The organism is Burkholderia sp. USMB20, from assembly GCF_000949135.2.
In the GTDB taxonomy this organism is placed as follows: Bacteria; Pseudomonadota; Gammaproteobacteria; order Burkholderiales; family Burkholderiaceae; genus Burkholderia.
Map to the genome: position 1 here is coordinate 133815 of NZ_JTAN02000019.1, position 14380 is coordinate 148194.

The 14380-nt window shown below is 68.7% G+C and carries 12 protein-coding genes and 1 pseudogene; 4 read left to right on the forward strand and 9 right to left on the reverse strand.

Annotation, left to right across the window (positions count from 1 at the left end):
- Positions 1 to 38 precede the first annotated feature (38 nt).
- From PL79_RS25105 to PL79_RS25125, 5 genes and pseudogenes are all read right to left on the reverse strand, one after another.
- Positions 39 to 527, reverse strand: coding sequence for a phage protein NinX family protein (locus PL79_RS25105; protein WP_044843413.1), 489 nt, complete (start codon positions 525 to 527; stop codon positions 39 to 41).
- A 12-nt stretch (positions 528 to 539) separates the two neighbouring features.
- A complete protein-coding gene (locus PL79_RS25110) occupies positions 540 to 1355 on the reverse strand; it encodes an endonuclease/exonuclease/phosphatase family protein (RefSeq protein WP_044843414.1) in 816 nt (271 codons plus the stop codon).
- Positions 1346 to 3569, reverse strand: a pseudogene (locus PL79_RS25115) (VTT domain-containing protein). The gene PL79_RS25110 and the pseudogene PL79_RS25115 overlap by 10 nt, the downstream one beginning before the upstream one ends.
- On the reverse strand, positions 3566 to 3904 hold the full coding sequence (locus tag PL79_RS25120) for a hypothetical protein (RefSeq protein WP_044843416.1): 339 nt from the start codon (positions 3902 to 3904) through the stop codon (positions 3566 to 3568). The pseudogene PL79_RS25115 and the gene PL79_RS25120 overlap by 4 nt, the downstream one beginning before the upstream one ends.
- Entirely contained in the window at positions 3901 to 4596 is a 696-nt protein-coding gene (locus tag PL79_RS25125; RefSeq protein ID WP_044843417.1) for an MgtC/SapB family protein, read from the reverse strand. Before PL79_RS25125 ends, PL79_RS25120 begins: the two co-directional genes overlap by 4 nt.
- A gap of 179 nt (positions 4597 to 4775) precedes the next feature.
- Between PL79_RS25125 and PL79_RS25130 the strand changes: the two genes are divergently transcribed.
- Positions 4776 to 5018, forward strand: coding sequence for a DUF6566 family protein (locus PL79_RS25130; protein ID WP_044843418.1), 243 nt, complete (start codon positions 4776 to 4778; stop codon positions 5016 to 5018).
- A gap of 128 nt (positions 5019 to 5146) precedes the next feature.
- Here the strand turns inward: PL79_RS25130 and PL79_RS25135 are convergent, their stop codons facing one another.
- Positions 5147 to 5821 carry an HAD family hydrolase gene (locus PL79_RS25135; protein WP_044843419.1) on the reverse strand — a complete coding sequence of 225 codons (675 nt, stop codon included), beginning with the start codon at positions 5819 to 5821 and terminating at the stop codon, positions 5147 to 5149.
- A 192-nt stretch (positions 5822 to 6013) separates the two neighbouring features.
- On the opposite strand from PL79_RS25135, the gene PL79_RS25140 reads away from it, so the two are divergent.
- From PL79_RS25140 to PL79_RS25150, 3 genes are all read left to right on the forward strand, one after another.
- Positions 6014 to 7198 (forward strand): sugar transporter, encoded by a 1185-nt coding sequence (locus tag PL79_RS25140; RefSeq protein ID WP_044843420.1) that lies wholly within the window; start codon positions 6014 to 6016, stop codon positions 7196 to 7198.
- Between the two features lie 287 nt (positions 7199 to 7485).
- Positions 7486 to 7809 carry a polymorphic toxin type 22 domain-containing protein gene (locus PL79_RS37250; RefSeq protein ID WP_135801138.1) on the forward strand — a complete coding sequence of 108 codons (324 nt, stop codon included), beginning with the start codon at positions 7486 to 7488 and terminating at the stop codon, positions 7807 to 7809.
- Positions 7810 to 8023: 214 nt separating this feature from the next.
- Entirely contained in the window at positions 8024 to 9760 is a 1737-nt protein-coding gene (locus PL79_RS25150) for a ShlB/FhaC/HecB family hemolysin secretion/activation protein (protein WP_235879324.1), read from the forward strand.
- A 187-nt stretch (positions 9761 to 9947) separates the two neighbouring features.
- Here the strand turns inward: PL79_RS25150 and PL79_RS25155 are convergent, their stop codons facing one another.
- The 3 genes from PL79_RS25155 to PL79_RS25165 form a co-directional block, all read right to left on the reverse strand.
- Positions 9948 to 11213 carry a helix-turn-helix domain-containing protein gene (locus PL79_RS25155; protein WP_235879325.1) on the reverse strand — a complete coding sequence of 422 codons (1266 nt, stop codon included), beginning with the start codon at positions 11211 to 11213 and terminating at the stop codon, positions 9948 to 9950.
- Positions 11214 to 11418: 205 nt separating this feature from the next.
- The gene (locus tag PL79_RS25160; RefSeq protein ID WP_044843422.1) at positions 11419 to 12546 is read right to left on the reverse strand and encodes an NAD(P)-dependent alcohol dehydrogenase; all 1128 of its coding nucleotides are present in this window, start codon (positions 12544 to 12546) and stop codon (positions 11419 to 11421) included.
- Positions 12547 to 12560: 14 nt separating this feature from the next.
- A complete protein-coding gene (locus PL79_RS25165) occupies positions 12561 to 14033 on the reverse strand; it encodes a benzaldehyde dehydrogenase (protein WP_044843423.1) in 1473 nt (490 codons plus the stop codon).
- Positions 14034 to 14380: the final 347 nt, after the last annotated feature.

The following is a 14380-nucleotide window of genomic DNA, read 5'->3' on the forward strand; positions in this document are numbered from 1 at the left end:
CATCGCGCGCATGGCCCATGCCTCGGCGTCCGGCGTCGTCACATGCGCGGAATCGAGCGAATGTCCGAACTGTCGCCGGCGGCCGGATCGTCGTCCGTTTCGGGAAGCGGCGCACCGGGGTCGTAGCGCACCGGCGCACCGCGCTCGATCCGGTGCGGAAACGGCGGCGGGGTATCGACGTCGTCGCCGAAGCGCGCGCGCACGAATGCGCGCAGCAACGCGGTGCGCGCGTCGGGCGCGCGTGCCGCGCAGGTCGACGGGCCGTCGATGAAGCACGCATCGCATTCGACGCCGTCGCCGCGCCGCGCGATCCGCAGATCGCCGACGCGATCGAGCACCGCCCCCGCGTCGGCCCAGGATGCCGACGGCGCGAAATGCGCGTCGAGGCGCCGCAACGCATCGCACGCGGCGGTCACGATCACCTGCGGCTCGACGGCCGTGAAGTACAGCGTGTTTTCGTCGTCCGCGCACAGTGCGCGCGCGCACCAGTAGTCGAGGGCCGTTCCGTCGAGTTCGTCGGTTCGCATGGGCTTGCTCCGTCAGGTTTCGTCGGCGCGGTGCGCGTCGCGCGCGGGCGGCGTGCCAGGCGCGGACCGCGCACGCATGCGCGCGACGAGCGGGTAATGATCCGACGCGCGCCGGGCCAGCATGCTGCGATGCACGGTCACGTCGACCAGCAACTCGCCCGGATGGATCCAGATCCGGTCGAGCGAGAACACCGGGTACAGCGTCGGGAACGTGCGCGGCGCCGGCGCGCGGCGGAACCGCGTGACCAGCGCCTGCAGCGCGCGGCCGCGCACGAACCATTCGTTGATGTCGCCCATCAGGATCACCGGCATCGCACCGGTGTCGAAAGCGGCGAGCAGCCGCTGCACCTGGGCGCTGCGTTCGTTCGCCGACAGCCCGAGATGGGTCGCGACCACGCGCAGCGTGCCGGCGCCGCAGTCGATGTCCGCATCGAGCGCGCCGCGCGGCTCGCGCGGGTGGAACGACAGGTCGAGCGTGCGCGCGGCGCGGATCGGGCAGCGTGACAGCACCGCGTTGCCGTAGCGGCGCTCCGGCGTGTCGATGGTCGGGCCGGCCACCGCGTGCATGCCGGTCGCGTCGCGCAGGTGCGCGAGCACGTCGGGCGCGCGCGTGCCGCCGAGCGGCACTTCCTGCAGCGCGATCACGTCCGCGTCGAGCTCGTGGATCACCGCCGCGATTCGATCGGCCGCGCGCGCGGGCCACGCACCGTAGCCGCCGCGGATGTTGTACGTCGCGATGCGCAGGTCGCGCCCGCCCGGCGCGGCGGCGGGCGGCCCGTCCGACGTGACGATGTCCGGCGGCGGGGCCGGCTGTCGGCTCAGCACCATCGTCGCAGCACCCTGACGAGCAGCACTGACACGCCGACCAGCGCGACGCCGATCGCCGCGAGCCACGCGAATGCGCCGGGGCCCGGATGCCGGAAGGCGGCGGTCAGCTGGTGCGCGAACGTGACCGTCAACACGATGCCCGGCAGCATCCCGATCGCGGTGCCGACCAGGAAGTCGCGCAGGCCGATGTGCGAGGCGCCGGCGACCAGGTTCACGATCGTAAACGGCGCGATCGGCAACAGCGGCAGCACGGCGCATCGCGGACCACGCCGCGCGGCGATGTGTTCGCTGAGCCGGTTTCGCGCGTGCGCCGCGGCGAATCGGCGCACCGCGTCGCGCCCGAGGCCAGCGGCCGATCCCGTAGGGTCGCGCGCGGCCGTCAGCGAGCCGACGCGCGTAGCGAAGCGCCGGCCACGCGCCGAACACGAGCCCCGTCGCGGCGATCAGCAGCGTGATCGGCACCGACAGCGTCGCCGCGACCACGTAGCCGGCCAGCAGCAGGGCGGGCGCGCCCGGCAGTGCCGCGGCGCGGGCCGCCGCCTGCGCGAGCGCTGCGACGTTCAGCGCCTTGCCGAGCGGCGAGAAGCGCCACGCGAACGCGAGCGCCGCGATCAGCAGCACAGCCGCGCCGAGCGCGAGGAAGCGCGCGGTCAGCGGGCGATGCTGCTCGCTCGGCAGGAATTCGCGGACGAACCGGTCCGGCTCGATCGGCTGCTCGGGGTCGAGCCGCGCGCTGACCGGCACCAACGCGTCGAGCTGCGGCGTCACGACCGGGTCGAGCACGCGCAGCGTGCGGCCCGGTTTCGCGCGCAGCCGGTCGAGCGCGGCGTTCGGCCGGTCGCCTTGCGCGAACGCAGCGGCGACCGTGGCCGGCGGCGTGCCGAGATGTTCGGCCAGCAGGCGGTCGCGCAAGCCGGCGATCGCGGCGCGGATGTGCGGCTCGCCCGCCGCGACGAGCGCGATGCAGCATTCGGTGTCGAGCACCATCGACCGGTTGTTCAGGTTCGCGCTGCCGATCACGATGCATTCGTCGTCGACGATCTGGATCTTGCTGTGCACGTTCACGCACGCGTCGCCGAGGCCGTCGACGTGCGGGTACAGCAGCCGGTAGCGGCCGAAGCGGTCGGCGGACTTGAGCGTGTCGTGCAGCCGCGCGCGCAGCACGCCCATCGTCGCTTCCTGCAGCCAGCCGCTCTGCACGCGGGGTGCCACGACCGTCACGTCCGGCCCGTGCGGGTCGGCCAGTCGCGCGGACAACGTTTCGCGCACCACGGCCGCGGTGAAATACTGGTTCTCGATGTACAGGTGGCGCCGCGCGGCGCGAATCGTGTCCTCGACGAGCGCGCGCACCTGTCGCACCGGCTCGCGGTCGCGGTGGCGCGGCGCCGTGTACGCGATGCCGAGCCGCACGTGGTTCACGTCGACGCGCGCGCCGGGCGGCCACGGATCGACGTCATCGTCACGCTCGAGATGGCGCTGCGCGCGGATCGCGATCGGACGCCCGCATGCGTTGCGCCAGCGCGTGCGCGCCTGCTCGCCGATCGCGGCGGCCGCGTCGCCGTCGAACATCGCCTGCACGTCGTGAAACGGGCCGTACGGCATGCCGCGGGCGTCACGGCGGCGCGGATCGTCGGCCGCGTGCGCGGGCGTATCCCAGCGCTCGCGCGTCAGGTCGAGCCCGCCGACGAACGCGAGCCGGTCGTCGATCACGACGAGTTTCTGGTGATGCGACGCGCCGCGCGGATGGGTGTCGTCGAGGCGGAACCGGATGCCGCGATGCGCGCGCCACGCGGCGCGATAGACGGGCGGCCAGTCGCGCTCCAGCGCGTAGATCATCGCGAAGTCCCACGCGAGCACGTAGATGCGCAGGTTGTGGCGCGCGGCCGCGAGCGCGTGCAGGAACGCGCCGAGCGTGTCGGGCAGCCCGTCGCCGGCGGCGTCGGCCGGCGCGAGGTGCATCCGGCTGTCGACGTCCCAGCCGACGATGAACACCGTATGGCGCGCCCGCCGCAGCGCGGCGCGCAGCGTCGCGAAATACGCGGCGCCGTCCACCAGCATCGCGAAGCGGTCCGCGCTGCGGATCGTGTCGCAGTTGCGTCCGCATTCGAGCAGGCCGTGTCGCACCGGTTCGTCCGTGCGCGAGGGGGCGGCCGCCGCGTCGGCGGGGCCCGCCGTCGCGACGGCGGCGCGCGGCTTGCGGTCCGGCGCGATCATCGGGTGTCGACGTCCAGGCCGCCGTCGATGCGTTGCAGCAGCGCGTCGCAACGTGCGCGCAGCGCCTGCAGTTCCGGCGAACCGGCGTCGAGCCGGACGCGTTCGCCGTGCTCGGGTTCGCCGTACGCGGCCGCGACGTCGTAGATGCGTTGCGCGATCGTCGCGGACGCGTTCGCGATCCGGATCCGGTCGAGCCAGCCGCATTCGGCGTGATGGCACGCGAGCCACGCGCGCAGCGCGCCGACCACGCGGCTGGTGGTGAGCCAGGCGCCGCCGCGCATGCGCGCGGCCAGCTGGCTCGACACGAGATAGGAAAGCAGGTCGGTCTGGGTCACGCGAAACTCCTTGACGAGGTGTCGGGACTGCAGGTCCGCACGCCGGCGATGCCTTGCAGGGATTCGCAGATCGCCGCAAATTCCGCGCCGCTCGTGCGCGAGAACGATATCGAGATGTCGTCGGTGTCCGGATCGTCGTCGGACTGCTGGACGATGAACCGCTTCACGCGCACGCGGCCCGCGCCGAGCGTGTCGTGCAGGACGCCGAGCGTCAGGCCGCCGCGCTCGACGACGAGCCGCAGCGTGCGCTGCTGCCGCTGCGCGATGAAGCGGCGCTCGAGCGGCTTCACGCCCGCCAGGATCGCGAGCACGATCGCCGTCGCGCCGATCGACGCGACGTACATGCCGCCGCCGGCGGCCAGGCCGACGCCGGCCACCGCCCACAGGCTCGCGGCCGTCGTCAGCCCGCGCACGACTTCGCCGCGCAGCAGGATCGAGCCGGCGCCGAGAAAGCCGATGCCCGAGACCACCTGGGCCGCGACCCGCGACGGATCGAGCACGACGCCGTATTGCCCGCGCACGTCCTCGAAGCCGAAGGTGGAGACGAGCATCACGAGGGCCGAGCCGACGCACACCAGCATGTGCGTGCGCAAACCGGCGGCCCAGTTCAGCCGTTCGCGTTCGAGCCCGATCACGCTGCCGAGCAGCGCGGCGAGCAGCAGGCGTCCGACGAGTTCGATATGGCCGATCATCGCGGCCTCCTTTGTTGTCTGGCGGACCGGAGCGGTTCGATATCGGGCACGAACGCAAGACACGTGCCGGGGCGGCCGATAGCGGGCACGGCGCGTGCGCGCGGGGCCGACGGCGCGCGCGGCGGTCATGCGGCGCGCATTTTTTGCATCGCCATCGCAGATAAGTACAGGAGGCCAGGATGCAACATCAACAGGACGCACAGGTTCGCGACCCGTATCGCGGCCACGAGATTCGCGTATGGGCGCGGCGCAACGCACGCGGCGCGTGGGGCGACGAGGTGCAGGTGTATGTCGACGGTGCCCGCATCGAGCTGATCGTGCCGGAGCCGGCCGGCTCCGAATGGTCGACGCAGGAGGAGGCGCTGCGCGCGGGCGTCGAGCGCGGGCGTTATCTGATCGACAAGCGGGTCGATGACGATTGATTCGGGGCGAATCGAATCGATTCGACCGACCCGACCCGATTCGATCAACAGGGCGCGTGTGCGCGGTTCGGCTGTTTCGTGACTGCATGCCGACGCCGCGCGCGACCGGATCCGCTAACGCGAACAGTCTACGGCCGTGCCGCGATCTCGTCGAGATGCCACAGCAGATCCGCCGGATCGTCGTACACGCGCAGCGCCCCCGCGCGTTCCAGCTCGTCGCTGCCGTAGCCGCCCGACAGCAGCCCGACGCCCAGCGCACGGCAGCGGCTCGCGGCGAGCATGTCCCAGATGCTGTCGCCGACCACCACCGTGTGCTCGATTGGCACGTTCAGCTTCGCCGCGGCCGTCAGGAACAGGTCGGGATCCGGCTTCGCATACTTGACCTGGTCGCGCGTGACGACCACGTTCTTCGCCGGATCGACGCCGAGCGCCTCGAGGTTGATGGCGGCCGTTTCCATCCGCCCGCTGGTCGCGATCGCCCAGCGGATGCCCGCGTTCGACAGCGCGGCCAGCAACTCGCGCGCGCCCGGCAGCGGCCGGACCTGCGCGCGCAGCCGCTGGTACGCGGCCGCGTGCAGCCGCGCGAGCCGCTCGACGCGCTCGGCGTCGATGTCGCCGGCCGTCTCGCGCAGCAACTGGTTCAGGAACAGGCCGCCGCTCATCCCGATCTTGCGGTGGATGCGCCATACCGACAGTTCGATGCCTTCGGCATCGAGCGCTTCCTTCCACGCGAGCACGTGCTGATAGACGCTGTCGACGAGCGTGCCGTCGAGATCGAACAGAAACGACGTTTCAATGCGCATGTGAATCTCCCGGCCCGATGACGTTCGGGCAAATCGTCCGTGAAATATCCTTCGACGCATTATCGGCGCGCGGCCGTGTCATCGCCATGTCCCGGCGGCGCGGCCCGCCGCGGCATGTCATGTGCCGCTGGTACAATCGCGCCGACGCGCCGGGCCGGCTGCCCGCGCCCCCAACCTTCGTCGAATTCCCGTATGGCAACCCCGGACGCCGTCAGTTCCGAACAGTCGTGGTGGGGCGTTCTGGCCCTGGCCCTTGCTGCCTTCATCTTCAATACCACCGAGTTCGTGCCCGTCGCGCTGCTGAGCGCGATCGGCGACAGCCTGCGGATGCCGCCGACCGACGTCGGCCTGATGCTGACGATCTACGCATGGGCCGTCGCCGTCGTGTCGCTGCCGCTCACGTTCGTCACGCGCCACGTCGAGCGTCGCAAGCTGCTGAGCTGCGCGCTGCTGGTGTTCGTCGGCAGCCATGTCGTGACCGGCGTCGCGTGGAATTTCACGGTGCTGATGATCGGCCGGCTCGGCATCGCGTGCGCGCACGCGGTGTTCTGGTCGATCTCCGTTCCGCTGGCCGTGCGGCTCGCGCCGAGCGACCGGAAAAGCCGCGCGCTCAGCCTGCTCGCGATGGGCACGGCGATCGCGATGGTCGCCGGCATTCCGCTCGGGCGCGTGATCGGCGAGGCGCTCGGCTGGCGCGTGACGTTCCTCGTGATCGGCGGCGCGGCGGCCGTCGCGCTGCTGATGCTGCGCATGACGCTGCCGGTGCTGCCGAGCCAGGGCGCCGGATCGCTTTCCAGCATTGGCGCGTTTCTCAGGAAGCCGGCGCTCGTGGCGCTGTATGCGATCACCGTGCTGGTCGTATCCGCGCACTTCACGTCGTACACGTACATCGAGCCGTTCGTGCAGAGCGTCAATCATGCGAGCAGCAGCCGGATTACCTACGTGCTGATCCTGTTCGGCGTGGCCGGCATGCCGGCCGCGCTCTGCTTCAATCGCGTGTTTCCGGAACGGCCGGCCGATTTTTTGCTCGCGTCGATCATCGCGCTGTCGGCCTGTCTGCTGATCCTGTTCCCGAGCGCGCTGAACATCGTCACGCTGTCGGTTCACACGCTGGTGTGGGGCGGGGCGATCGTCTGCTTCGGGCTCGCGATGCAGGCGTGGGTGCTGAAGCTGGCGCCCGAGGCGACCGATCTCGCGGTGTCGATCTTTTCCGGGCTGTACAACGTCGGGATCGGTGCCGGTGCGTTGCTCGGCAACCATATCGCCGGGGATTTCGGCCTGCCGTGGATCGGCACGTTCGGCGGCGTGGTCGGGATCTTCTCGGCCGGGATTGCCTGGGCCGCGTTGCGGCTGCATGAGCGGCGGGCGTTGGCGTAGCTGCCGCTGGGCCGGCGGGGGCGGCGATCGTGCCGCCGGCGCGTTGCACTGATCGCTGCGGCCGCGTCAATGCACAGGATGCTTACCGGCACGCGATGCGGCCGGTCACGACGCCGCGCCCGCGCGGTGCGCGCTCGCTGGACGCCTTCAGCCTCAAACTCAATCGTTGTCCGACTTCAGGCACGCGTGCTTGGCATGCGTGATTTCGCGTGGCGCCGCATGGGCACGCCGATCTGCCTCCATGCGTTCCCTGATGCTGCGATGCGTGAGCGGAAAATCGCGCAGTCGTGGCGCGCAGCACAACATACGTATCTGGAGGGGTCACCCAAGCTAATCCTCGTTCGATTACGACGATGCCTGGTATTGTCGGGACGTTGGGATGGATATGGGGCGCCCATGACGCTACCTCAACTAATTCGTTTATGACCGGCGACGCAACTCAGGCATATTTGTCCGTACCGACGCCGTTTGATGTGAATGCATTTATTGCGATAACACATTCCTATGGCGGAAGCACTGCGCTTGAGCTTGGAATCGCGTCGCCGGGGAAAATCTCCTTTGGCGTCTCGCCATTTAGTCATGCCGTCCCTTTGAATAACCCGAAGAAATAGGAATTTATATGGTCGCGCCAGGTGGTCCGGACGAAGAGACATGGTCCAAAATGAGCAAGAGTTCCCGTAGAAATTACTGGATTGTTGTGACTGCATTTTGGATGATTTTCGCGGGATTGTTGATTAAGAAGTATATATTTGACTGATCGGCAATCAAGATTGCCGATCAAATATAAGTGATTTAATAATAACGACAATTGTTAAGCGGCTGACGGTGTTACAGATCACGGCCTTGTTATCGCTCGGGGTTCACGCACAGCAGGCACCCACCGCAGAAGATCGAGCTGCCGCCGCACGTGTGAACGCGGAACAGGATCGACAGGCGCAGCAGCAACGCGACGCGCAGCAGCGCGACGCCGCGCTTCGTGTCCGTTCCGTGCGATCGGAAGTGCCGCGCGTCGAAACTTATCCGACGTTGCCGAGCGAACAGCCGTGTTTCCGTATTGACCGCTTTGCGCTCGACGTGCCGGATTCGTTTCCCGATGCCGCGAAGTCGGCCGGTGCGTCCGCGCTGCCGATGGATCGCTTCGCCTTCGCGCGCGAATGGCTCGGCCACTACGCGGGCCAGTGTGTCGGTAAGCAAGGCGTCGATACGATCGTCAAGGCGTTGTCTCGGGAAATCTTGGCGCGCGGCTACATCACGACGCGCGTGTTGCTGCCGGAACAGGAGTTGGCGACCGGCACGCTGAAGCTTGCGTTGATTCCGGGCGTGATTCGGCACGTTCGTTTCGCCGACGAGAAATTGCGCGGCACGTGGAAGACCGCGTTCCCAACCGGTGACGGCGAAGTGCTGAACTTGCGCGACCTCGAACAAGGTCTAGAGCAAATGAAGCGCGTCACCAGTCAGGACGTGTCGATGCAAATCGTCCCCGCTGACCAACCGGGCCAAAGTGACGTGGTGCTGGACGTGAAGCGCGGCAAGCCGTGGACCGTCGTCGCGTCGATCGATAATTCAGGCACACGCGCAACAGGCAGACTGCAGGGCAATCTGTCGATCGGCATCGACAACCCGCTTGGCTTGAACGACGTGTTCAACGTCGGCGTCAGTCAAGACCTCGAATTCGGCGACAAGCGCCTTGGGTCGCACGGTTGGAATGGCTTCTATTCGATTCCGTGGGGCTACTGGACCGCTACGATTGCGGCGTACACGAACACCTACTATCAACAAATTGCCGGCGTGAACCAGACGTTCGTCGCGAGCGGCAATTCGAAGACGCTGGATTTCAAATTGGCGCGCGTGCTGCTGCGCAGTCAGAACGATGTGTTCGGCGGGTACGTCCGCTTGTCGCGTCGCTTCGGCGAAAGCTTCATCGAAGATACGGAAATCACGCAGCAACGCCGCAACACAACCGTCATCGAATTCGGCCTGACCGATCGTCACTACTTCGATGGCGCACAGTTTGACGGCACGCTCGCTTATCGCCAGGGTGTCGGCGGCCTCGGCGCGCGGGACGACATACTCGCGGCCGGTGGTGGCCCGACCTACCGCTACAAGATGGCGGTGGTGGATGCGAATCTGTCGGTTCCGTTTGCGATCGCCAAGCAGCCGTTCCGCTACGTGACGAGCATTCACGGCCAGTACACGGGCAATACGCTGTATTACATTGATGACTTGACCATCGGTAGCCGCTACACGGTGCGCGGTTTCGACGGTGAAACGATGTTGGCGGCAGCACGTGGCCTGTATTGGCGCAACGAGTTGCAAATGCCGATCGGCCAAACGGGCCAAGCGATTTACGCCGGGCTGGACTATGGCCGCGTGTGGGGCCCGCAGCCGGTCGCGCTAGTCGGAACGCAGCTTGCCGGCGCGGTGATCGGCGTCAAGGGCAGCGTCGGGACGCGCTTCGGGGGATTCGGCTATGACCTGTTCGCAGGAACGCCGATCTACAAGCCGTCCGGTTTTCCAACGGCCCGGGTAACGCTCGGGTTCCAGGTGACGGCGCAGTTTTGATAACGACGCGACGGAGCCGCCCGGCGCGGCGCGGACCGGACGACGCCGGCGAGGACCAGGAACCGACGGTGTTTCCGACCGCGCGGATCGCCGCAGTCTAGTCCGTGAGTCACGAACCGCGTCCCCGCTGTCCGCACGTCTTCGCGATACCGTGCTCAGCGACAACCTTAATGCGCGACGTGCAACCTCACAAATTTCCGAGGGTTCCGCATTTCTTGGTCAACGACGACCGACGAAGTGACATCTTTACTTCGCAAACGGTGGCGACTTCATTTTGGTCTACGCGATGCGGCCCGCCAGTCCTGAGCCCCGCCGCATCGAGCTGCCTGAGCTTCGCATAAAGCGTCGTACGTGAAATACCGAGCTGCCGCGCGGCCGCCGACACATTGCCGTCGTGCTCGCCGAGCGCCCGGCGGATCGCGTCGAGCGACTGTTCGTGCAGGCTCCCCAGAGGGCTGGCGGCCGGCGCCGCGTTGCACACGTCGGCGGCTTCTTCGAGCACATCGGCGTGGCGCGCCGTCGTCGCCCGATCGAGCGGCGCACGCACCGTGCGCACCCATACGTGGCTACCATCGTCCCGCGCGATCCGTTGCGGCGTGCGCGCAGGCGTCAGCAGGCGGCGCTGTTGCGCGGGCGTCGCACCGGGAAACAGTTGCCGAAGATCGACCGGCGCGATCGGCCCTTCGGGCGCGAGGTCGAGCATCTGCCGCGCGAGCCGGCTCACCGCGCGCACGCGGCCCGCTTCGTCGAGCGCGACGACCCCGGCGAGCGGCGTGCCGAGCCAGCGCGGATCGTGTTGCACCTGCAGCAGATGGCAGTCGCGCAGCATCGCATACAGCCGCTGCTCGGCGGACAGCGCCGCATGCCGGAACTGCTCGCGCAGTTGCACGACGTTGCGCCGGCCGATGCCGGTGATGTCGAGCGCGCCGATCACCTCGCCGTCGAAGCCGACCAGCGGCACCGCGAGACAGAACACCCGCGAAAACTCGTCGAGATAGTGCTGCGCGCCCGCAACGACGGCCTCCGTGCCGTCGTGAATCACGCAGCTCGGTGCGGTCGTGCCGATGTTCGGTTCGACGATCCGGCGGCCGGCGACGATCGGCGTCAGCAGCGTGTCGTCGCATTGCGGGCTGCGCCGCGCATGGACGATCGTGCCGCGCGGATTGACGCAGAAGATCGTCCACTCGCTGCCGCCGAACGCGGCCCACAGCTGCTCGATCTCCTGCGCGACGCAGCGTAGCAGCCGCCGGTCCGCGCGCGGTTCGTCGAACTCGCGCTGCATTTCGTAGCGGGCGGTTTGCCACGGCCGGAGCCCGGCGTCGCGCGAACGCAGCCACGAGCGCGCGACCGCGGCCGGCAATGCTGTTTCCGGCAGCGGCTCGCCCGCCGCGAAGCGGGCGCGGAGCCGGTCGAGGTCGACCGGCCGTGCAAGGGATTCGGGGGCCGTCTTCACGCTGCGCTCCATTTGGGGGTCGAGTGTCCGGGGCCGGGCGTGGCGGCCCGGCGTGTCGCGCGAATGCGTAATATAGCCCGGCGCCCGCAGCGCGGTATTTTCCCGACAGGGGCGCCGCCGATCGCAGCCCGATCGCAGCCCGATCGCAGCCCGATCGCAGCCCGATAGCCACGATGGCCACCGATGGCCGGCGGCGCCCCCGCGCTCAATGCGGCAAACGCAGGATCGGCTTGAGCGTGATGCCTTTGCTGCTGTCTTCCGCCGCCTGGTTGATCTGGTCGAGCGGATAGAACTTCACCAGCCGGTCGAACGGAAACCGTCCTTGCAGATACAACTGCACGAGCTGCGGAATGAACGTCTGCGGCACGCTGTCGCCTTCGACGATGCCGCGGATCGTGTGGCCGCCGAGCAGCAGGCTGTTCACGTCGAACTCGGCCTTGGTGCCGAGCTTCGGCGCGCCGACCACGCCCATCGTGCCGCGCGAGCCGAGCGCATCGATCCCTTGCGACAGCACGGCCGGCAGTCCGGTCGACTCGAGCGCGTAGTCGACGCCGCCGCCGGTGATCTCGCGGATCGCGTCGACGACGTCGACTTCCTTGCTGTTGATCGCGTGCGTCGCGCCGAGCTCCAGCGCCAGCGCGAGCCGCGACGGCACGATGTCGACGGCGATGATGGTGGTGGCGCCCGCGACGCGCGCGGCCATCACGGCGCTCATGCCGACCGCGCCCGCGCCGAAGCTCGCGAAGCTGCTGCCCGTGCGCACCGCGAGCGAATTGATCACGGCGCCCGCGCCAGTCTGGATCCCGCAGCCGAGCGGCCCGAGCAGTTCGAGCGGCGCCTGCGTCGGCACCTTGATCGCGTTGTTTTCGCGGGCGAGCGCGTAGCTCGCGAACGACGACTGCGCGAAGAAATGATCGTGCAGCGGTTGCCCGGCTGCGTCGCGGATCGCGGTCTGTCCGTCGGCGTCGGCGCCGCCGAAGTTCAACCCGAAGAACTGGCGGCAATATGCACCGTGGCCGCCGACGCACGACGCGCAGTGGCCGCATGCGCCGTAGGTGAGCACGACGTGGTCGCCCGCGGCGAGCGTCTTCACGTTCGGGCCGACCGCCTCGACCACGCCGGCGCCTTCATGACCGAGCACCGCCGGCAGCGGCACCGGGTAGTACTGGTCGCGCACGATCAGGTCGGTGTGGCACAGGCCCGTCGCGACGACGCGCACCAGCACCTCGTCGCCGCGCGGCGCGCGGATCCGGGCGGATTCGATCGAGAAGGGCGCGCCGGCGGCACGGGCGACGGCCGCGGTGACGGCGCGCGTATCGTTTTCGGTGTACATGGTCGGTCTCCTCGTCAAAGCGGGTAAAGCGGCGCTTCACCCTTGATCGTCAGCCACTGCCACTGCGTGAATTCTTCCCAGTTCGCGCTGCCGCCGATGCTCGAGCCGTTGCCCGATGCGCCGACGCCGCCGAACGGGTTGATCACTTCGTCGTTGACCGTCTGGTCGTTGATGTGCAGCAGCCCGGTGTTCAAGCGCTCGCCGATCCTGAGCGCGCGCCCGACGTCGGCGGACAGGATCGCCATCGACAGCCCGTATTCTGTCCGGTTCGCGAGCGCGATCGCCTCGTCGTCCGTATCGAACGGCACGACGATCGCGACCGGCCCGAAGATCTCTTCGTCGAATGCCGGGTTGCCCGGCGCGACGCCGCTCAGCACGGTCGGCTCGAAGAACAGGTCGCGATGGCCGCCGCCCGTCTCGACGCGTGCGCCGGCCCGACGGGCCGCGTCGACCACGCGCGCCGCATGATCGCGCTGCGCGGCGTTGATCAGCGGGCCGAGGCCGACGTCCGTGGTCGCGGGGTCGCCGACGCGCAGGCTTTGTGCCTTCTCGACGAGCTTCGCGACGAAGCGGTCGTGAATCGCGCGCTGCACGAGCACGCGGCCGGTTGCCATGCAGATCTGGCCTTGATGCAGATACGCGCCCCATGCGGTGTTGGCAACGGCGCGATCGAGATCGGCGTCGTCGAGCACCATCAGCGAGTTCTTGCCGCCGAGTTCGAGCGACACCTTCTTCAGGTGGCGGCCCGCCGCTTCGCCGACCTTGCGCCCGGCCGCGGTGGAGCCGGTGAACTGGATCATCGCGACGTGCGGATCGGCGACCAGCGCCGCACCGGCCGCGCCGTCGCCGGGCAGCACGTGCAGCACGCCTTCGGGCAGGCCGGCCAGCTCGAACACGCGGGCGAGCGCGACGCCGCCGCATACGGCCGTGCGCGGATCGGGTTTCAGCACGACTGCGTTGCCGAGCGCGAGCGCCGGTGCGACCGCGCGCATCGCGAGGTACAGCGGGAAGTTGAACGGCGAGATCACGCCGACCACGCCGCGCGGGCGGCGGCGCGCGAGCGACAGCCGGCCGGCCGCCGACGGCAGCACTTCGCCGGCCGCGCGCGACGGCAGCCCGGCTGCTTCGTGCAGTGCCTTGATCGTGACGGAGGTTTCGAACGACGCCTTCGCGCGCGTCGAGCCGCTTTCGCGCACGAGCCAGTCGACGATCGCATCGAAGTGCGTTTCGGCGACGGCTGCGGCGCGGCGCAGGACCGCCGCGCGGTCGTCGTAGGGCAGGGCGAACCAGGCGGGCTGTGCGCGATGGGCGGCGGCCGATGCGTCGGCGATTGTCCCGGCATCCGCGAGACCGATGCGGCCGAGTGTGTTGCCCGTTGCTGGTTCGATTACGTCGGCCGTGTGCGGGCTCGCGTGCCAGCGGCCGGTGAAGGTCTTGCCGCGCCAGATGTCGGCGTCGAACAGGGCGGTGTTGCTGCTGCTATCCATGTAGTCTCCTCACGAAATTCCGATCGGCCGGAGCGGGCGTTGCGCCGCCCGACCGGCATGCGCGCGAGGGTAGGCGGGTGAGGAGAGGCGGGGCTATACGGGTTTATTCCCACCCGGCGCGGCCGCGCGGATCGGTGGGTCTCTGCGATTTGGTGTGCGGAAACTGAACAGTCGGTGTGGGGATTGTTGGTGCAGTAGGAGCTGCGCCGTGCCTGACAACGCTCATCGCGCGAATCTGTGCCAAGACCTGCGCTCATGTTTTTCCGGATCGGCAGTCACCGACGGTGGATTCAACCCGTCGATGCAACGAATTGATGAAAGCACCCATTCGGCGGAGTTCTATTTGG